This window comes from Rhizobium sp. BK181 (assembly GCF_014193305.1).
Taxonomy (GTDB): domain Bacteria; phylum Pseudomonadota; class Alphaproteobacteria; order Rhizobiales; family Rhizobiaceae; genus Rhizobium.
Genome location: NZ_JACHZA010000001.1, coordinates 1,433,905 through 1,451,135 on the forward strand (window position 1 = coordinate 1,433,905; position 17,231 = coordinate 1,451,135).

Sequence of the window (17,231 nt, forward strand, 5' to 3'; positions counted from 1 at the left end):
CCGAATAGAACGCCGGTTTTCACGGCATTTGCCGAATCTTGATTCGGCCATTCTCACGAGGCTAACAGTGGCGAAAGCTGAACTTGGAACGAAGCGTACCGATCCGGAAACCGGCAAGAAGTTCTACGACCTGAACCGGGATCCGATTGTTTCCCCCTATACGGGCAAGTCCTATCCCCTCTCCTTCTTCGAGGAAACCTCCGCTGCAGCGGCTGCCGAAGCCCAGGATGAAGAAGAGGTCGCGGAAGTCGATACCGAAAGCACGGAAGTCGAACTGGTTTCGCTCGAGGACGCCGATGAAGGCGCATCCGGCGACGACATCCCAGACATGGGCGACGACGACGTCGAAATCGAAGGCGACGACGACGACACCTTCCTCGAAGCTGACGAAGATGACGACGATGACGACATGAGCGACATCATCGGCGTCACCGGCGACGAAGACGAAGTCTGATCTGATTAAGTGTCGGCCCGGACGAGAAAATTTCGCCGGGCCGATTTTTTGGCTTGCTATCTCCAAAAACCGGAAGTAAGAAGCCGCCACTCCGCGAGGCAAGCGCTTCGCGAAGCATCCCAGGGCCGGCTCGCCGGACTGCCTTGATGGGGCTATAGCTCAGCTGGGAGAGCGCTTGCATGGCATGCAAGAGGTCAGCGGTTCGATCCCGCTTAGCTCCACCAAATCTTCATCGCAGATCGTGCTCACCGTCTTATTGCATTGAAATGCTTACGCTCCAACGTTCTGCCTACAAAGGGCCGCGGCAAATCCCTCTCGGTTCCCGGCACTCAGCATCCTATCTGAATGGATAGGCTGTCCATACGCACGTGGGATTCATTTCGCAGAGCGACCATGGTCTTCTAACCGGGTGTTCGAAGGTCCCTGCACCACCACCGAATTTCGCGCAGAAGCATAGGGATGTTGGCAAGCTGGAGGATTTTGCCATGGAAGCCCCGAGGTACAGCCTGCACAAGAACCTCAACATCTACTGGACGGTGTTTGACGACATGACCGGGAAAAAGGCCGTGCTCGACGGGTTTTTCATGGATATGGTGACCGTCGACGAGGGCCGCGAATTGGTAGGGATGCTGAACTGTCGGGGGAGCGAAGACGATCCCCTCCTGACGCCTACCTCGCAGCTCTCACCGGCTTGAGCTGGCCGACGCACCATCAGGTGATAGGCCAGCGTTACGCGGTGAGCACGCCGGACTTCGCCGCAGTCACGATCAACTGACAGTTTGCCGACTTGCTTTGCACGCCGACGCTTTGCCAAATTTTTAGCAACGGCGACTATGGTTTCCATGCCGACTTCCCCGGCGGACTGGAGCCTTGGTTCAATGACACGAGAAAGACGGCGGCGGCTGATCCATGCGCGTAGAACGGCAACGGGCCTGACGCTTGCCGGCGCGATCTCGTTTTTGGCAGGCATGACGGATGCCACCGGCCTCGCGCTGACGGGAGACTTCGTGTCGTTCATGACGGGGAACACGACGCGGGCTGCCTTGTCGCTTGGCGACGGCAATTTGCGACATGCAATTGTCCTTCTCTCGGCGATCATGGTCTTTGTGCTTGGAAACGCCGTCGGCATCGTGATCGCACACTTTGCAGACCGTCGTACGTTTGCGGTGTTGTCATGCGTCAGCATCGCGCTGGCAACGGCTTCGTTGATGGCAGGAGATAGCCTGGCGATGCCGCGCTTCTATCTCATCGTTGCCTCCATGGGGATGGTGAACGCGGCGGTCGAGCAGATCGAAGGGCTGCCGATCGGTCTCACCTATGTCACCGGAGCCCTCTCGCGCTTCGGACGCGGCCTTGGACGCTGGATCGTCGGCGACGACAGAATGGATTGGACCATCCAGATCGTGCCATGGGTCGGCATGCTGGGCGGGGCTATTGTTGGAGCGCTGTTGGCGCAAATCGCCGGGGCAGCGGCGTTGTGGCTGATAGCCGTTTTTGCGATGTTGGTTGCGCTTGCTACCCTTTTGATTCCGAAACGCACCCAACGCCGGTTCAACGCTGCGTCGCGCTCGTCAAAGCAGACGAAATCGCGGTCGCAATAAAGCTCCACCGAATCAGATAGAGAGCACCAGGAAACCGCTAGAGGAAGTCATCCTTGTTTCTCTTTTCGAAGCTCGTCTGGGTGTTCGGCCAACCCTTGTCGCTCGCTTTTCTCTTCGTCGCGCTTGCCTTGGTGGCGGGTGTTGTCCGCTGGCGCGCGACAAGCTTCATTTCAACAGCGATTGCGGGCCTCATCCTGTTCATCACCCTCTACACGACCGTCGGCAACTACCTTCTACAGGGCCTCGAGGATCGGTTTCTGAAGCCGCAGGATCCGGCAAGCCTGCAGTGCATGATCGTACTCGGCGGCGCGTTCGAGAATGAGGTCAATACCGCCCGCCACGGCATCGAACTCAATGCCGGCGCCGATCGCTTCGTCGAGGCGATGCGCCTGGCACAGAAATATCCGCAGGCCCGCATCCTGATTTCAGGCGGCGATGGATCGATCTCCGGTATCTATGAAGGCGACGCGGCGATATCGGCGCGCTTCTTCCCAATGTTCGGCATCAGCAGAGACCGGCTGGTCGAAGAAACGACGTCACGCACGACCTTCGAAAACGCAGTGAACGCCAAGGAGCTTCTGGCGAGCCAAGGTCTTTCGAACTGTCTGCTGATCACCTCCGGCTACCATATGCCGCGATCGGTCGGCATCTTCCGCAAGCTTGGGATCGACGTCGTGCCGTGGCCGACGGACTATCGCACCGACGGGCGAGAAAGTCTTGGCCTCGACTTCACGCAGCCGAGCCGGAATTCCCAGAACCTGGCAACAGCAATCCGCGAGTGGTTCGGGCTGGTCGGCTACTATCTCGCCGGCCGCACTTCAGAGTTCTATCCGGGCTGAACCAGCTATTTCTTCGAGATCGTCACGAATTTGGTCCCGCGCACACGGGCCGTGACGACACAGGGCTCCTTTGTCTTGTCGGCATCCGGGCGATCGCAGAAGCGCGGGTGCATTTTCATCGCCAGCACCATGTTGCCGAAGCGCTTCACGAAGTCGTATCCGTAGACTTGGGCGGTCGCGATCATGAAATAGCCGCCCTCTGCGACCTGTAGATAGAAATTGTAGGTGCAGCCGTCGTCGTTGCACTGCGGACCCTTCTCGCCGTCGCACGTCAACTCGCCCTCATTGACCACAGCGTCGATCAGGCCGTCATTGTTGATATCCTGGCGGATGACGAAGCCTTCCGAAAAGTCGGCTTTGGTACACTGTTCCTGGAAGTGCTTCTTCTCGTAGATCTCGGGGTCCGAGATAAGCGATTGCTGGGCAAACGCCGCAACCGGGGTAACGAGCAGCACAGCAATGTTCAAAGCGATCAGGAGCGTTTTCACGAAGGGTTTCTCTTTTGGTCGGATAAGGGCGCTGTTGGCCGCGCAGTTTGCTTGATCCGCCTTGCGCCGCCCTTGCGGCCGTGATTCATTTCGGAGAGATACGCGTCGGCTCTGGAGGACTGCATGCCGCTGTTCGTCTACCTGGATTATGCCGGCGTTGCGCTCTTTGCGGCAACGGGCGCGCTCGCAGCCTCGCGCAAGCAGCTCGACCTGATCGGTTTTCTCTTTTTTGCGATCGTCACCGGCACCGGCGGCGGCACGGTGCGCGACATTGTGCTCGGCCGCGTGCCGGTATTCTGGGTTTTGAACCCGACCTATGTCCTTGTCTGCTGCGCCGTCGGCCTCCTGGTGTTCTTTACCGCCCACCTTGTCGAGTCGCGCTATCGGCTGCTGATCTGGCTGGATGCCGTCGGGCTCTCCGCCTATTGCGTCATGGGGGCCGCGAAGGGCCTTGCTGCTACCGGCTCCCCAACGATCGGCATCGTCACAGGCACACTGACGGCAACGTTTGGCGGCATCCTGCGCGATCTTCTCGCCAATGAGCCATCGGTTCTGTTACGGCCGGAAATCTATATCACCGCAGCGCTTGTGGGCGGTGGCATATTCACGGGCGCGAATGCACTTGATCTACCGCTTTATGCGGCTTCCGCAGTCGGTGTCAGCGCGGCATTCCTGGTGCGTGGCGGAGCGCTGTATTTCGGCTGGACCTTTCCAACCTACAAGGCAAAGCCTGGTCGTCACCCTGATGACGTGATGTGAGATCAGCGCTGTTTGGGGCGAAGGCGGATCACCACGTCGACATGGGAGATTTCGAGGCCTGGCGGCGGCTCCGGCAGATTGCCGATCGTCAGGTTGCTGACCGGAATATCGAGCACATCGTTTTCGCCTTCGATGAAGAAGTGGTGATGGTCTGAGACGTTTGTGTCGAAATAGGTCTTGGCGCTTTCGACCGCGAGAACACGGATCATCCCGGCCTCGGTGAACTGGTGCAGCGTGTTGTAGACTGTCGCCAATGACACCGGTACGCCCGCGTGCACGGCTTCCTCGTGGAGTTCTTCGACCGTCAGATGTCGATCGCCCTTGGCAAAGAGGAGGTCACCGAGCGCGACGCGCTGGCGCGTCGGACGAAGGCCGGCGTGTCTCAGCCGTGCCTCAATGGTAAGCGGGGCCTCTGCCACCATCCAACGAACTCCAGTTAATCTAGCGTCAAGCAATCAGGTTTCATTAGCCATATAACTTTTGCGCAAAAGCGTTTCAATAGTTTCAATGGGGACAAAGCGAGTGAAAGCGCCGCAAAATCGGGCTTTTGGCGCAATTAGTGCTGGCCGGGGGCTTGGCCTTCCTGTATGCGACCACCAAATAAGGCGCGCAGCCGGTCCTCCGAAGGTGGGTGAAGCTCAGTCATGCTTATGCTTCATTTTCCGCTGAACTTGGACTAAACGTTCACATCCATCGGCATAGTTGCGGGGGGAATAAGAGTTTTCATGGCGACGAAACAATCCAGCTTCAACTACGAGGAAATTCTGGCCTGCGGCCGCGGCGAACTGTTCGGTCCGGGCAACGCACAGCTCCCCCTCCCGCCGATGTTGATGGTTCATCGCATTACCGACATTTCCGAAACCGGCGGTGCCTTCGACAAGGGCTATATCCGCGCCGAGTACGACGTGAAGCCTGACGACTGGTATTTTCCCTGCCACTTCCAGGGTAATCCGATCATGCCGGGCTGCCTTGGCCTCGACGGCATGTGGCAGCTGACCGGCTTCTTCCTCGGCTGGCTCGGCGAGCCCGGTCGCGGCATGGCGCTCTCGACCGGCGAAGTGAAGTTCAAGGGCATGATCCGCCCGACCACGAAGCTGCTCGAGTACGGCATCGATTTCAAGCGCGTCATGCGCGGCCGCCTGGTGCTCGGCACCGCCGACGGCTGGCTGAAGGCCGATGGCGAAACCATCTACCAGGCCACCGACCTGCGCGTCGGCCTGTCCAAGGACAAAGAAGCCTGATTGCACCGGGCATAGCTGCCCGGTTTCCAAGTTAGAAAAAACGAAAAGGTCGAAACACATGAGACGGGTAGTTGTTACGGGTCTGGGTGTTGTCTCCTCGATCGGCAGTGATGCCGCCGAGGTCACTGCGTCGCTGCGCGATGCCAAGTCCGGCATTTCCTTCTCCAACGATTTTGCCGAACACGGCTTCAAGTGCCAGGTGTGGGGCCGCCCCTCGCTGGATCCGACCGATCTGGTCGATCGCCGCGCCATGCGCTTCCTTTCCCAGGGCGGCGCCTGGAACCACGTCGCGATGAAGCAGGCGCTCGCCGATTCCGGTCTTGAGGAAAAGGACTACAGCGAGAACGAGCGCACCGGCATCATCATGGGCTCGGGTGGCCCTTCGACCCGCACGCTGATCGAAGCCGCTGAGATCACCATCAAGAACAACAGCCCGAAGCGCATCGGCCCGTTTGCCGTGCCGAAGGCGATGTCTTCGACGGCGTCCGCCACGCTCGCCACCTGGTTCAAGATCCACGGCGTCAACTATTCGATCTCGTCGGCCTGCTCGACCTCGGCGCACTGCATTGGCAACGCTGCCGAAATGATCCAGTGGGGCAAGCAGGACGTGATGTTTGCCGGCGGTCACGAAGACCTCGACTGGACGATGTCGAACCTCTTCGACGCCATGGGCGCCATGTCCTCCAAGTACAACGACACGCCGGCAACGGCTTCGCGTGCCTATGACGTCAGCCGTGACGGCTTCGTCATCGCCGGCGGCGCTGGCGTTCTGGTTCTCGAAGAGTTGGAGCACGCCAAAGCCCGCGGCGCCAAGATCTACGCCGAAATCGTCGGCTACGGCGCGACCTCCGACGGTTACGACATGGTCGCTCCGTCGGGCGAAGGCGCGATCCGCTGCATGCGTCAGGCGCTTTCGACGGTGAAGGGCGATGTAGACTACGTCAACACCCACGGCACCTCGACGCCTGTCGGCGACAGCAAGGAAATCGGTGCGATCCGCGAAGTGTTCGGCTCCAAGATGCCGCACATCCAGTCGACCAAGTCGCTGACCGGCCACTCGCTCGGCGCTGCCGGCGTGCAGGAATCGATTTACTCACTCTTGATGATGCAGGCCGGCTTCATCGGCGAAAGCGCCCATATCACCGAGCTCGACCCGGAATTCGATGGCGTGCCGATCGTGCGCAAGCGCATCGACAATGCCAAGATCGACATCGCGCTTTCCAACTCCTTCGGCTTCGGCGGCACCAACGCCACGCTCGTCTTCCAGCGCTATAACGGATAATAATATGACGGGAATTATGCAGGGTAAGCGCGGGCTTATCATGGGCGTTGCGAACAACCATTCGATCGCCTGGGGAATTTCGAAGGCGCTGGCAGCACAAGGTGCAGAGCTTGCCTTTACCTATCAGGGCGATGCACTCGGCAAGCGGGTCAAGCCGCTCGCAGCTGAAGTCGGATCCGAATTCGTTCTGCCGTGCGACGTCGAGGACATTGCTTCGGTCGACGCCACAGTTGAAGCTATCAAGGAACGCTGGGGCACGCTCGATTTCGTCGTACATGCCATCGGCTTCTCCGACAAGAATGAGCTGAAGGGCCTTTACGCCGACACCACGCGCGACAATTTCAGCCGCACGATGGTCATTTCCTGTTTCTCGTTCACCGAGATCGCCAAGCGCCTGGCGCCGCTGATGAACGAAGGCGGATCGATGTTGACGCTGACCTATAACGGCTCGACGCGCGTCATCCCGAACTACAACGTCATGGGCGTTGCCAAGGCCGCTCTCGAGGCCTCCGTGCGTTATCTGGCCGCCGACTACGGCCCGCGTGGTATTCGCGTCAACGCGATCTCAGCCGGCCCGATCCGCACGCTGGCTGGCGCCGGTATCTCGGATGCCCGCGCCATCCTGTCGTGGAACCAGCAGAACTCGCCGCTGCGCAAGACCGTGACTATCGACCACGTCGGTAATTCGGCCCTCTACCTGCTCTCCGACATGGCAGCAGGCGTCACCGGTGAAATCCACTTCGTCGATGCCGGCTTCAACATCACCTCGATGCCGGCGCTTGAGGCGCTACGCAAGGCAGACGTGGAGTAAGACAAAAAAGCCGGGCTCGAAGCCCGGCTTTTCCTTTCGGCGCATCGGCTAGTGATGCACGACCTGCCGCAGGATGGCGGCCGAGTCCCTGGCGCCCCAACGCGTCGTAATCTTTCCGTTTTCGATGACGAACCATTCCATCGCGGTGACGTCGTAGCTCTTACCGGTCGGATCGTGACCCACGAGGCCGCGAAAGAAGCCGGAATAGCGCCCGGTCTCCCTGTACCGGGCGACGACATTCTGCCCTTCGGCAGCGATATCGAGGATCTCGAGGTTTATGTTCATGCCGTCGTGAAGCTCGTGCCAGATCGGCTCGACATCATCGAGGCCACCATATCCTAGAACGCCGTAGATCCGCGCGTCCGCGGTAAACAAGTCGCGCAACGCCGCCATGTCGAAGCGATTGAACGCCTCGACATAGGCTCTGACGATGTCCTTGTTGGCTTCCGTTTCCATGGCTTCCCCTCCCGCTTGTAAGCTCGTGGGGGCAACTCTAACAGATCCGCGAAGGCCGGCTATGCGAGGTGACTACTTCTTTGCCCACAAGACCTTGAAACGGGCGTTCCTGCAGGTTTCGCCGCTTTCCTTGAAGTTCGCGGCCAGCACAGGCTCGTAAGGCAGTCCGCGATTGGCGACCAGCAGCAGGCGACCACCGCCACGCAGCGCCGAGGCGGCTGTCTTGATCATCGCCTGGCCGAGCGATGGCTCCGCCGCATGGCCTTCGTGGAAGGGCGGATTCATGATCACGAGATCGTACTTGTCCTTGACCGGTTCGCCGGCCAGATCGTGCCAAAAGAAGCGCGCAGGCACGTCGGGGCAGTTCTCCTCCAGATTGGCCTTTGCCGCTTCCAGAGCGGCGTAGTTGGCTTCGTAGAGGTCAAGACGGCTGACGCCGGGAGACCGCTCTGCCAATTCGACGGAGAGATACCCCCAACCAGCGCCGAAATCGGCGACGTCACCGGTAAAATCGGCGGGCAGACGCGAGGCGAGCAATTCCGAGCCATCATCGACACGGTCGTGCGAGAACATGCCAGCTGCAGCCAGGAAACGGCCATCCACGCGCACGGACGGCTTGGAAAGCTTGCTGACGACCTCGCTGACGTCGGCCGGCCGTGCGAACCACAGCGCCACGCCGTGATATTTGGGCATGTGTTCGATCTCGAGGCCGAAACCCTCCATGCGCTTGCGAAGCGACTGGATGCCATCCTCCTTGCCGCCGGCGATGACAATCAAGCCGCCCGCCTTCAAGCGCTGCAGCGCAGTGGCGATGTTGGCCTCGTTCTCGCCCTTGTGCTTGTTGCAGAGAACCAGCGCGGCATCGTAGTCCTCGCCTTCGATCTCAGGCGTGGTTTCGATGCGCTGGGAGAGCAACTGTCGGTACAGCGGCCGGAAGCCCTGTACGGCGCTCAGCGAGGCGGCAAAGCCCTCTGGCACAGCGAAGCCCGCCTCAGCGCCAAGGAAGAGTACGCGTTCGCCCTCGCCCGGCGCGTCGACGGTGCCGCTGGCAAAGGGATGGAACAGTGTCTTCAGGGTCTCGCGGCTCATGGTCTCTTCTCTTCGGATGCAAAAAGGGCGCGGGAAAACTCCCACGCCCTCAAATGGTTTGAAAGGCGCGGCTTACTCAGCCGCATCTTCCTTCTTCTTCTCAGCCTTTTCAGCAGCCGGAAGTTCCTGGCCGGTTGCCTGGTCGACAACCTTCATCGACAGGCGGACCTTGCCGCGCTCGTCGAAGCCGAGCAGCTTGACCCAGACCTTCTGGCCTTCCTTGACGACGTCCTGGGTCTTGGCAACGCGCTCGGAAGCGAGCTGCGAGATGTGGACGAGGCCGTCGCGGGCACCGAAGAAGTTGACGAAGGCGCCGAAGTCGGCGGTCTTGACGACCGTGCCTTCGTAGATCTGGCCAACTTCAGGCTCGGCAACGATCGAGTGGATCCACTTGCGGGCCGCTTCGATTTCCTTGCCAGACGAGGAAGCGATCTTGACCGTACCGTCGTCTTCGATGTTGATCTTGGCGCCGGTCTTTTCAACGATCTCGCGGATGATCTTGCCGCCCGAGCCGATGACTTCGCGGATCTTGTCGACCGGGATGTTCATGACTTCGATGCGCGGTGCGAATTCGCCGAGCTGGCCGCGGCTCTCGGTGATGGCCTTGGCCATTTCGCCGAGGATGTGGGTGCGACCGCCCTGAGCCTGGCCGAGAGCGACCTTCATGATCTCTTCGGTGATACCGGCGATCTTGATGTCCATCTGCAGCGAGGTGATGCCGTCGGCCGTGCCCGCAACCTTGAAGTCCATGTCGCCGAGGTGGTCCTCGTCGCCGAGGATGTCGGAGAGAACGGCGAAGCGGTCACCCTCGAGGATCAGGCCCATGGCGATACCGGCAACCGGCTTAGCCAAAGGAACGCCGGCGTCCATGAGAGCGAGCGAGGTGCCGCAGACGGTTGCCATCGACGACGAACCATTGGACTCGGTGATTTCGGAGACGACGCGCAGCGTGTAGGGGAACTGCTCGGCAGACGGCAGCATCGGGCGGATGGCGCGCCATGCGAGCTTGCCGTGACCGATTTCGCGGCGGCCCGGGGAGCCCATGCGGCCGGTTTCGCCAACGGAGTAGGGAGGGAAGTTGTAGTGGAGCAGGAAGCGCTCCTTGTACATGCCCGTCAGGCTGTCGACATACTGCTCGTCTTCGCCGGTGCCGAGCGTGGCAACGACGATCGCCTGGGTTTCACCGCGAGTGAAGAGTGCCGAACCGTGGGTGCGCGGCAGCAGGCCGACTTCCGAAACGATCGGACGAACGGTTTCGAGGTCGCGGCCGTCGATGCGGCTCTTGGTGTCGAGAATGTTCCAGCGAACGATCTTTGCCTGCAGGTGCTTGAAGATCGCGCCAACTTCTTCGGCCGTGTACTTGGCTTCGCCTTCTTCCGGAAGGAAGTGCGCCTTGACCTTCGCCTTGACGGCGTCGACGGCAGCGTAGCGTTCAGCCTTCTGCGTGTTCTTGTAGGCAGTGCGAAGCTCGGCTTCGAAATGCTTCAGCATCTCGCCTTCGAGTTCCGAATAGTCTTCCGGCTGGAAGTCGCGCGGCTCCTTGGCAGCCACTTCGGCGAGCTTGATGATCGCATCAAGAACCGGCTGGAAGCCACGGTGGCCGAACATGACGGCGCCGAGCATGACTTCCTCGTTGAGTTCCTTGGCTTCGGATTCAACCATCAGCACGGCGTCGTGCGTACCGGCGACGACGAGGTCGAGAACCGACTCTTCCATCTCGTCGAGATGCGGGTTCAGAACGTATTCGCCGTTGATGTAACCGACGCGCGCGCCACCGACCGGGCCCATGAAGGGAACGCCCGAGAGGGTGAGTGCCGCCGAGGTCGCAACCATCGACAGGATGTCGGGGTTGTTTTCCAGGTCATGCTGGATGACGGTGACAACGACCTGGGTGTCGTTCTTGTAGCCTTCCGGGAAGAGCGGGCGGATCGGGCGGTCGATCAGGCGGGAAACGAGGGTTTCGTTTTCCGAAGGACGGCCTTCGCGCTTGAAGTAACCGCCGGGGATCTTGCCAGCTGCGTAGGTCTTTTCCTGGTAGTTGACGGTCAGCGGGAAGAAGTCCTGGCCCGGCTTCGGCGCCTTGGCGGAAACGACGGTGGCAAGAACCACGGTTTCGCCGTAGGTCGCGAGAACGGCACCGTCAGCCTGACGGGCGATCTTGCCGGTTTCCAGCTTCAGCGGGCGGCCCGCCCACTCGATTTCCACACTATGAGTATCGAACATATGTCTTGTCCTTCAATGCGGGAACGCGCGCCTGCCCTCCAAGGCACGGCACACGGTCAACCGCAATCGGTGTGACACATCATGGGCAAGACAACGGGAGGCTTTGCATCAACGGTCCCAGAAGAGACCGGGCCAAAGCTCATCGAGCCCTGGCCGAAAGCATCCGGCAATCCTGCCCCATGACAGGTCAACGGTTGGTTTGGCAGAACCGGCCCATCCGGGTCTGCCGGGCAATCCGCCACGGGTGGCGGGTGGGGAAAGGTTCCCCGAAAAAATCCGGCGGGCGTCCCAAGGGGGAGCGCCCGCCGAGAAATCATTAGCGGCGGATACCCAGGCTGCCGATCAGCTTGGTGTAGCGGCCTTCGTCCTTCTTCTTGAGGTAGTCAAGAAGCGAGCGGCGGCTGGAAACCATCGTCAGCAGACCACGGCGGGAATGATTATCCTTCTTGTGGTCCTTGAAGTGGCCGGTCAGGTTGTTGATACGCTCGGTCAGGATGGCAACCTGAACTTCCGGAGAACCGGTGTCGCCTTCGAACGTTGCGTATTCCTTGATGAGAGCCGTCTTGCGCTCAGCAGTAATCGACATCGGATGTTCCTTTCTATGAGAGGAGATTAGGTCGCCAAAAGCCGGGATGTCGTCCAGCTTTGGCCGCGAATGCATCCGGACAAAGCCCGATTGCTGGCGCTGCCTATAAACCAAATGCGTTGCAATGGAAAGAGGCATGCCACAGATGGCCGATTCGTCACTTTCCAGCCATCGCATCGCGGATCATGGCGTTGTAACCCTCTGGGTCCTGCAGCATGGCGAAATGGCTTGCGTCCTTCAGGATCACCAGCGTCGACCCCGGAATCTGCTTGGCCATCATCTCGGTATGGTCAAGCTTGACGGCCTCGTCGTGATCGCCGATCGCCAGAGTAACGGGCACCTTGATCTTGCTGAGGTCGTCGGCTGTCCAGGCAGGCTGGCTTCCCCACATGCCAGAGATCTGGGTGACGAAGGCATCATATTCGTTCGGCGTCGGCGACAGTCTCTTGTAGGTCTCGCCGGCCGCGTTGATATAGTCGCTGAAGGTCTTGTTGTTCATGACGTCGGCCTTGACGCCGTCGGTCGTGACGTTTGCTGCCTGCGCGATCACGCGCGTCAGCTTCTCAGGGTTCTTCATCGCCATGTCGATGCCGATGATGCCGCCATCCGACCATCCGACCAGAGTCACCTTGTCGAGCTTCAGATAATCCAGCAATGCGACGTAGTCCGAGGTCATCAGGTCATAGCCGAACGGCTGCTGGCTGCGCGTCGAGCGGCCATGTCCACGGCTATCGGCGACGATTACCCGGTGGTCCCTGGCGAACTCAGCCACCTGATAGCCCCAGACATCCGCGCTGCCGAGTCCGCCGTGGATGAACAGCATCGGCTCACCCTCGCCGTATTCGGCGTAGTACATCTCGATGTCGTTGACGGGGGCCATGCCGCTTGTCTTAGGGGCCGGCATCGGCGGGAAGGCTGGCAACATCGCCCAGCGCTCTGCCGAGCACGCGTTGGCGGCTATCAAAACCGCCGAGAAGAACATCAGGATGCCGGCTGCAAGTCTGCGCATGACTGTCTCCCTGATCCGAAGGGCTCCGCGGCCCGGATCAGGGAAACATATCTCGATGGCAAAGGCTGACAACTGCCATCTGAGGTTTCGTTCGGCCTGCAACGGGCCGAAACCGGAGGTTTATCGAGCCTCAGCCAAACACGCGCTTCGGGCGGAACTCACCCTGGCCGATCTCGCCGATCGCGACCAGTTTGCCGCGGGACGTGGCATAGGCTTCGCTTTCGGCAACCGGTGCATCGCGACCGCGCACGAGGATCGGATTGCCCATCTTCAGCCTGTGCGCCTGGTCGTCATTGACGACAAGATGCGGCAGCGAGGAGAGCGCTTCGCTGGTCTCGATCAGCAGGGCATCCAGAGCTGCAAGCCGTTCGTCCGCGTCTTCGACTGTCTCAAGCGCAACGAGATCGGCAAGCGGTATCATGGTCTCTTCGGCAAATGGAGCGACAAAGCTGCGACGCAGGCCGGAGATATGGCCATAACAGCCAAGCTCGCGGCCGAAATCGCGCGCGAGCGCGCGCACGTAGGTGCCCTTGCCGCATTCGACCTCGAAATGCGCCGTATTGGCATCCTGGCAAGACAGGAGCGTCAGACGGAAAATCTCGACCTCGCGCGACGGAATCTCGACGGCTTCACCTTCACGCGCCAGATCATAGGCGCGCTCGCCCGATATCTTGATGGCGGAAAACTGCGGTGGCACCTGACTGATGACACCGGTGTATTTCGGCAGAAGGTCGCGGATCTGCTGTTCGCTCGGGCGCTTGTCGGAGCTCTGCGTTACATCGCCCTCAAGATCGTCCGTTGCACGCTCCTCGCCCCAAGTCACGGTGAATTCGTAAATCTTGCGGCCGTCCATCACGTAGGGGACGGTTTTGGTCGCATCGCCAAGGGCGATCGGCAACATCCCCGACGCCAGCGGGTCGAGCGTGCCGGCGTGACCGCACTTCTGCGCCTTGAACAGCCACTTGATCTTGGAAACGGCTTCAGTGGAGCCGAAATCGACCGGCTTATCAAGGATCAGCCAGCCCGAGATCGGGCGGCCTTTCGGTTTGCGTGGTTTGGACATCAGTCTCTTCTACTATTCTTCTTCGGTATCGCCGTGATCGAGATCGCGCTGGACCTCGGGCGAGCGCAGCAACTCGTCGATCTTCTTGTAGTTGTCGAAGCTCGTATCGTCGCGGAAGCGGACCTCCGGCATGTACTTCATCTGCCGTAGCTGGGACCCGAGGCGGCCGCGAATGTATTTTGCATTGCGGTTTAGCGCACCAATCACCGCATCATGATCCGTCACACCGAGCGGCGTCACGTAGGCCGTCGCGATCTTCAGATCGGGTGACATGCGGACTTCGGAGATGGAAATGACGGTCTTCTCGATCACGTCATCGCGCACTTCGCCGCGCTGCAGAACCTGCGTGATCGCGGCGCGAACCTGCTCGCCGACGCGCAGCATACGCTGCGAAGGTGCGGAGGTTGTTGGTCTTATTGCCATTTTTCTTTGCCTCAAAAGGTTCGGGCGCCGGCCTCAGTTGATCCGGCGCCCGTCCAAATTTCCAGTTTCACACGATCAGAGCGTACGGGTGATGTGCTCGACGCGGAAGCACTCGATCGTGTCGCCGGCGCGGATGTCTTCGTAATTCTCGAAAGCCATACCGCATTCCTGGCCGGAATGCACTTCCGAGACTTCATCCTTGAAGCGCTTGAGCGTCTTGAGCTTGCCTTCGTGGATGACGACGTGGTCGCGGACGAGGCGAACACCGACGCCACGCTCGACCTTGCCTTCGGTAACGCGGCAACCCGCGACCTTGCCGACCTTCGTGATGTTGAACACCTCGAGGATCTCGGCATTGCCGAGGAAGGTTTCGCGACGCTCTGGCGAAAGCAGGCCCGACATCGCCGCCTTAACGTCATCCACCAGATCGTAGATGATGTTGTAGTAGCGGATTTCGATGCCCTGGCGCTCCGCCAGTGTACGAGCCTGCGCATTCGCACGGACGTTGAAGCCGATGATCGCGGCGCCAGATGCCTCGGCAAGCGAGATATCCGATTCCGTCACACCGCCGACGGCCGAGTGAACGATGCGGGCACGGACTTCGTCGGTACCAAGCTTTTCGAGCGCGCCTGCGATCGCTTCGATCGACCCCTGCACATCGCCCTTGATGACCAGCGGGAACTCCTTGACGCCAGCGGACTGCAGCTGCGTCATCATCTGTTCCAGCGAGCCGCGCTGACCCGAATGGCGGGCGGCGGCCTTGTCGCGAGCGAGGCGCTGGCGGTATTCGGAGATCTCACGGGCGCGGCTTTCGTTTTCGACGACGGCGAACCTGTCACCGGCCTGCGGCGTGCCGGAAAGACCAAGCACCTCGACCGGCATGGCCGGCGGGGCTTCCTTGACATGATCGCCCTTGTCGGTGACGAGGGCGCGGACACGACCCCAGACATCACCGGCGACGATGATCTGGCCAGGCTTCAGCGTACCGTTCTGGACGAGAACCGTGGCAACCGAACCGCGGCCGCGGTCGAGCTGGGCTTCGATGACCGTTCCTTCCGCCGTGCGGTTCGGGTTGGCCTTGAGGTCCAGGATTTCGGCCTGCAGCAGGATGGCTTCCAGCAGCTTGTCGAGGTTCAAGCCGGTCTTGGCCGAAACTTCGACGTCGAGAACTTCACCGCCCATCGATTCCACGAAGACTTCGTGCTGCAGGAGCTGCGTGCGCACCTTCTGCGGATCGGCACTCGGCTTGTCGACCTTGTTGATCGCCACGATGATCGGAACACCAGCGGCCTTGGCGTGGTTGATCGATTCGATGGTCTGCGGCATGACGCTGTCGTCGGCCGCAACGACCAGGATCGCAATGTCCGTCGCCTGTGCACCACGAGCACGCATCGCCGTGAAGGCGGCGTGGCCAGGGGTGTCGATGAAGGTGATCTTCTGACCGTTCTGCTCGACCTGATAAGCACCGATATGCTGGGTGATGCCGCCGGCTTCGCCGGCAACCACGTTGGCATGGCGGATGGCGTCGAGCAGCGAGGTCTTGCCGTGGTCGACGTGACCCATGATGGTCACAACAGGCGGACGAGAAACGCGATCGCCTTCGGCGTCGGCAATGTTGAAGATGCCTTCTTCAACGTCAGATTCCGAAACGCGCTTGACCGTATGACCGAATTCGCCGGCGATGAGCTCCGCGAGGTCGGCGTCGATGACGTCGCCCGGCTTCATCATCTGACCTTCCTTCATCAGGTACTTGATAACATCAACGGCGCGTTCAGACATGCGCTGCGACAGTTCCTGAATGGTGATGGTCTCCGGCAGGATGACTTCGCGGACAACCTTTTCGCGGGTTTCCTGCATCTGGCTGCGGCGGAACTTCTCCTGGCGGCGGCGCATGGCGGCCATCGAGCGGCCACGGGCGTTGCCGTCGTCGTCGGTGCTCGCAGCGGTGATTGTCAGCTTACCCTGACGGCGGCCTTCGTCGCCCTTCGGACGCGCGGTAACGGGCTTTGCCGGTTCCGGACGCACGATACGGCCACGCGCCGGAGCGCCGCCACGCGGTGCTGCGCGATCGTCTTCGTCGGATTCGCGGCGACCGCGACCGGCAGGTCCAGGTGCAGCGGCTCCCGGCGCAGGACGCGCCTGGGCCGGCGACGGCGCACCATCGGGACGCCGTGCGGCGGGAGCCGACGGCTGAACGCGTGGGGCTTCGGCGCGAGGCGCGGCAGTAGCGGACGCTGGAACTTCAGCCGGAGCCGGAGCCGCAGCAGCGGCGGCAGCTTCCGCGACACTAGCGGCAGCTTCCTCTGCAGCGCGGCGCTTGGCTTCTTCAGCCTCGGCAGCCTGGCGCGCAGCTTCTTCAGCGGCACGACGCTTTTCTTCTTCGGCGCGGCGAACCGCATCTTCAGCATCGCGAACCTGCGCCATGGCGAGCGCGCGGCGGCGTGCATCCATTTCCTCAGGCGACAGATGATTCAGAACCACCGGACGGGGGCGATCCTGCTGGCGCGGAGGCTGAGAAGATGGCTGTTGTGGACGCGACTGCTGGCCACCGGCCGGTTGGATGCGCGGCTGCGGAGCCTGCGGTGCACGCGGCTGATGCGCGCTCGGAGCGGCTTCGGTGCGTACCGGGGCGGCGGCGGAGCTTACGGGGGTGATCGGGCGTTCGTCTTCCGGACGCATCGGACGCCGCTTGCGGGTCTCGACAACGACCGCCTTGGTGCGCCCGCGGCCCATGTCCTGGCGCACGGTGCCCTGGCTCATTCCCGACGGCTTCAGGGTCAGAGTCTTCTTGCCCGGGCCGTTCAGTGTCTTGTCGTCATTGCTATCGGTCATTCGTTCCCGTTCCTTCGGACAGGGAGCGATGATGTCATCAAACCCTGTCAATCAAATATGTCGATCAATGATATC

18 protein-coding genes and 1 tRNA gene are annotated in these 17,231 nt (G+C 60.9%); 9 read left to right on the forward strand and 10 right to left on the reverse strand.

The window, feature by feature from the left end; translation table 11 throughout:
• The first annotated feature begins 67 nt into the window (after window positions 1-67).
• The 5 genes from FHT77_RS07190 to FHT77_RS07210 all read left to right on the forward strand — a co-directional run bounded on the left by FHT77_RS07190 (window position 68) and on the right by FHT77_RS07210 (window position 2,894).
• A complete protein-coding gene (locus FHT77_RS07190; protein WP_007798949.1) occupies window positions 68-454 on the forward strand; it encodes a TIGR02300 family protein in 387 nt (128 codons plus the stop codon).
• 148 nt (window positions 455-602) lie between these two features.
• A tRNA-Ala gene (locus FHT77_RS07195) sits at window positions 603-678 on the forward strand.
• A 261-nt stretch (window positions 679-939) separates the two neighbouring features.
• On the forward strand, window positions 940-1,149 hold the full coding sequence (locus tag FHT77_RS07200) for a hypothetical protein (protein ID WP_183753760.1): 210 nt from the start codon (window positions 940-942) through the stop codon (window positions 1,147-1,149).
• A gap of 183 nt (window positions 1,150-1,332) precedes the next feature.
• Window positions 1,333-2,055, forward strand: coding sequence for a YoaK family protein (locus FHT77_RS07205; RefSeq protein WP_183753761.1), 723 nt, complete (start codon window positions 1,333-1,335; stop codon window positions 2,053-2,055).
• Window positions 2,056-2,108: 53 nt separating this feature from the next.
• Window positions 2,109-2,894: a YdcF family protein gene (locus tag FHT77_RS07210; RefSeq protein ID WP_183753762.1), complete on the forward strand. Its 786-nt coding sequence runs from the start codon at window positions 2,109-2,111 to the stop codon at window positions 2,892-2,894.
• Window positions 2,895-2,899: 5 nt separating this feature from the next.
• Here the strand turns inward: FHT77_RS07210 and FHT77_RS07215 are convergent, their stop codons facing one another.
• Complete coding sequence (locus tag FHT77_RS07215) at window positions 2,900-3,382, reverse strand: hypothetical protein (protein ID WP_016552235.1); 483 nt, start codon at window positions 3,380-3,382, stop codon at window positions 2,900-2,902.
• A 123-nt stretch (window positions 3,383-3,505) separates the two neighbouring features.
• Here FHT77_RS07215 and FHT77_RS07220 point away from each other — a divergent pair, with 123 nt between their 5' ends.
• Window positions 3,506-4,141 carry a trimeric intracellular cation channel family protein gene (locus tag FHT77_RS07220; RefSeq protein WP_114710541.1) on the forward strand — a complete coding sequence of 212 codons (636 nt, stop codon included), beginning with the start codon at window positions 3,506-3,508 and terminating at the stop codon, window positions 4,139-4,141.
• Between the two features lie 2 nt (window positions 4,142-4,143).
• Here the strand turns inward: FHT77_RS07220 and irrA are convergent, their stop codons facing one another.
• The gene (gene irrA / locus FHT77_RS07225; protein ID WP_016552233.1) at window positions 4,144-4,563 is read right to left on the reverse strand and encodes an iron response transcriptional regulator IrrA; all 420 of its coding nucleotides are present in this window, start codon (window positions 4,561-4,563) and stop codon (window positions 4,144-4,146) included.
• A gap of 303 nt (window positions 4,564-4,866) precedes the next feature.
• On the opposite strand from irrA, the gene fabA reads away from it, so the two are divergent.
• The 3 genes from fabA to fabI are packed head-to-tail and all read left to right on the forward strand — an operon-like array spanning window position 4,867 to window position 7,475.
• Complete coding sequence (gene fabA / locus FHT77_RS07230) at window positions 4,867-5,382, forward strand: 3-hydroxyacyl-[acyl-carrier-protein] dehydratase FabA (RefSeq protein WP_016552232.1); 516 nt, start codon at window positions 4,867-4,869, stop codon at window positions 5,380-5,382.
• A gap of 58 nt (window positions 5,383-5,440) precedes the next feature.
• The gene (gene fabB / locus FHT77_RS07235; RefSeq protein ID WP_183753763.1) at window positions 5,441-6,664 is read left to right on the forward strand and encodes a beta-ketoacyl-ACP synthase I; all 1,224 of its coding nucleotides are present in this window, start codon (window positions 5,441-5,443) and stop codon (window positions 6,662-6,664) included.
• A gap of 4 nt (window positions 6,665-6,668) precedes the next feature.
• Complete coding sequence (fabI, locus tag FHT77_RS07240) at window positions 6,669-7,475, forward strand: enoyl-ACP reductase FabI (protein WP_183753764.1); 807 nt, start codon at window positions 6,669-6,671, stop codon at window positions 7,473-7,475.
• Between the two features lie 48 nt (window positions 7,476-7,523).
• Here fabI and FHT77_RS07245 read toward each other — a convergent pair whose 3' ends face one another.
• The 8 genes from FHT77_RS07245 to infB all read right to left on the reverse strand — a co-directional run bounded on the left by FHT77_RS07245 (window position 7,524) and on the right by infB (window position 17,156).
• Window positions 7,524-7,931, reverse strand: coding sequence for an ester cyclase (locus FHT77_RS07245; protein ID WP_183753765.1), 408 nt, complete (start codon window positions 7,929-7,931; stop codon window positions 7,524-7,526).
• 72 nt (window positions 7,932-8,003) lie between these two features.
• The gene (locus FHT77_RS07250; RefSeq protein WP_183753766.1) at window positions 8,004-9,020 is read right to left on the reverse strand and encodes a class I SAM-dependent methyltransferase; all 1,017 of its coding nucleotides are present in this window, start codon (window positions 9,018-9,020) and stop codon (window positions 8,004-8,006) included.
• Between the two features lie 72 nt (window positions 9,021-9,092).
• Complete coding sequence (gene pnp / locus FHT77_RS07255) at window positions 9,093-11,243, reverse strand: polyribonucleotide nucleotidyltransferase (RefSeq protein ID WP_183753767.1); 2,151 nt, start codon at window positions 11,241-11,243, stop codon at window positions 9,093-9,095.
• A 316-nt stretch (window positions 11,244-11,559) separates the two neighbouring features.
• Window positions 11,560-11,829: a 30S ribosomal protein S15 gene (gene rpsO, locus FHT77_RS07260; protein WP_016552226.1), complete on the reverse strand. Its 270-nt coding sequence runs from the start codon at window positions 11,827-11,829 to the stop codon at window positions 11,560-11,562.
• A gap of 157 nt (window positions 11,830-11,986) precedes the next feature.
• The gene (locus FHT77_RS07265) at window positions 11,987-12,838 is read right to left on the reverse strand and encodes an alpha/beta fold hydrolase (RefSeq protein ID WP_183753769.1); all 852 of its coding nucleotides are present in this window, start codon (window positions 12,836-12,838) and stop codon (window positions 11,987-11,989) included.
• 130 nt (window positions 12,839-12,968) lie between these two features.
• The gene (truB, locus tag FHT77_RS07270) at window positions 12,969-13,901 is read right to left on the reverse strand and encodes a tRNA pseudouridine(55) synthase TruB (protein ID WP_016552224.1); all 933 of its coding nucleotides are present in this window, start codon (window positions 13,899-13,901) and stop codon (window positions 12,969-12,971) included.
• A 12-nt stretch (window positions 13,902-13,913) separates the two neighbouring features.
• Entirely contained in the window at window positions 13,914-14,324 is a 411-nt protein-coding gene (gene rbfA, locus FHT77_RS07275) for a 30S ribosome-binding factor RbfA (protein ID WP_183753771.1), read from the reverse strand.
• Window positions 14,325-14,399: 75 nt separating this feature from the next.
• Complete coding sequence (infB, locus tag FHT77_RS07280; RefSeq protein ID WP_183753772.1) at window positions 14,400-17,156, reverse strand: translation initiation factor IF-2; 2,757 nt, start codon at window positions 17,154-17,156, stop codon at window positions 14,400-14,402.
• Between the last annotated feature and the right edge of the window lie 75 nt (window positions 17,157-17,231).

Coding starts and splice junctions, on each gene's coding strand:
- FHT77_RS07200 (WP_183753760.1), top strand. CDS start 940: ATGGAAGCCCCGAGGTACAGCCTGCACAAGAACCTCAACATCTACTGG.
- FHT77_RS07205 (WP_183753761.1), top strand. CDS start 1,333: ATGACACGAGAAAGACGGCGGCGGCTGATCCATGCGCGTAGAACGGCA.
- FHT77_RS07220 (WP_114710541.1), top strand. CDS start 3,506: ATGCCGCTGTTCGTCTACCTGGATTATGCCGGCGTTGCGCTCTTTGCG.
- irrA (WP_016552233.1), bottom strand. CDS start 4,563: ATGGTGGCAGAGGCCCCGCTTACCATTGAGGCACGGCTGAGACACGCC.
- fabA (WP_016552232.1), top strand. CDS start 4,867: ATGGCGACGAAACAATCCAGCTTCAACTACGAGGAAATTCTGGCCTGC.
- fabB (WP_183753763.1), top strand. CDS start 5,441: ATGAGACGGGTAGTTGTTACGGGTCTGGGTGTTGTCTCCTCGATCGGC.
- fabI (WP_183753764.1), top strand. CDS start 6,669: ATGACGGGAATTATGCAGGGTAAGCGCGGGCTTATCATGGGCGTTGCG.
- FHT77_RS07245 (WP_183753765.1), bottom strand. CDS start 7,931: ATGGAAACGGAAGCCAACAAGGACATCGTCAGAGCCTATGTCGAGGCG.
- FHT77_RS07250 (WP_183753766.1), bottom strand. CDS start 9,020: ATGAGCCGCGAGACCCTGAAGACACTGTTCCATCCCTTTGCCAGCGGC.
- pnp (WP_183753767.1), bottom strand. CDS start 11,243: ATGTTCGATACTCATAGTGTGGAAATCGAGTGGGCGGGCCGCCCGCTG.
- rpsO (WP_016552226.1), bottom strand. CDS start 11,829: ATGTCGATTACTGCTGAGCGCAAGACGGCTCTCATCAAGGAATACGCA.
- FHT77_RS07265 (WP_183753769.1), bottom strand. CDS start 12,838: ATGCGCAGACTTGCAGCCGGCATCCTGATGTTCTTCTCGGCGGTTTTG.
- truB (WP_016552224.1), bottom strand. CDS start 13,901: ATGTCCAAACCACGCAAACCGAAAGGCCGCCCGATCTCGGGCTGGCTG.
- rbfA (WP_183753771.1), bottom strand. CDS start 14,324: ATGGCAATAAGACCAACAACCTCCGCACCTTCGCAGCGTATGCTGCGC.
- infB (WP_183753772.1), bottom strand. CDS start 17,156: ATGACCGATAGCAATGACGACAAGACACTGAACGGCCCGGGCAAGAAG.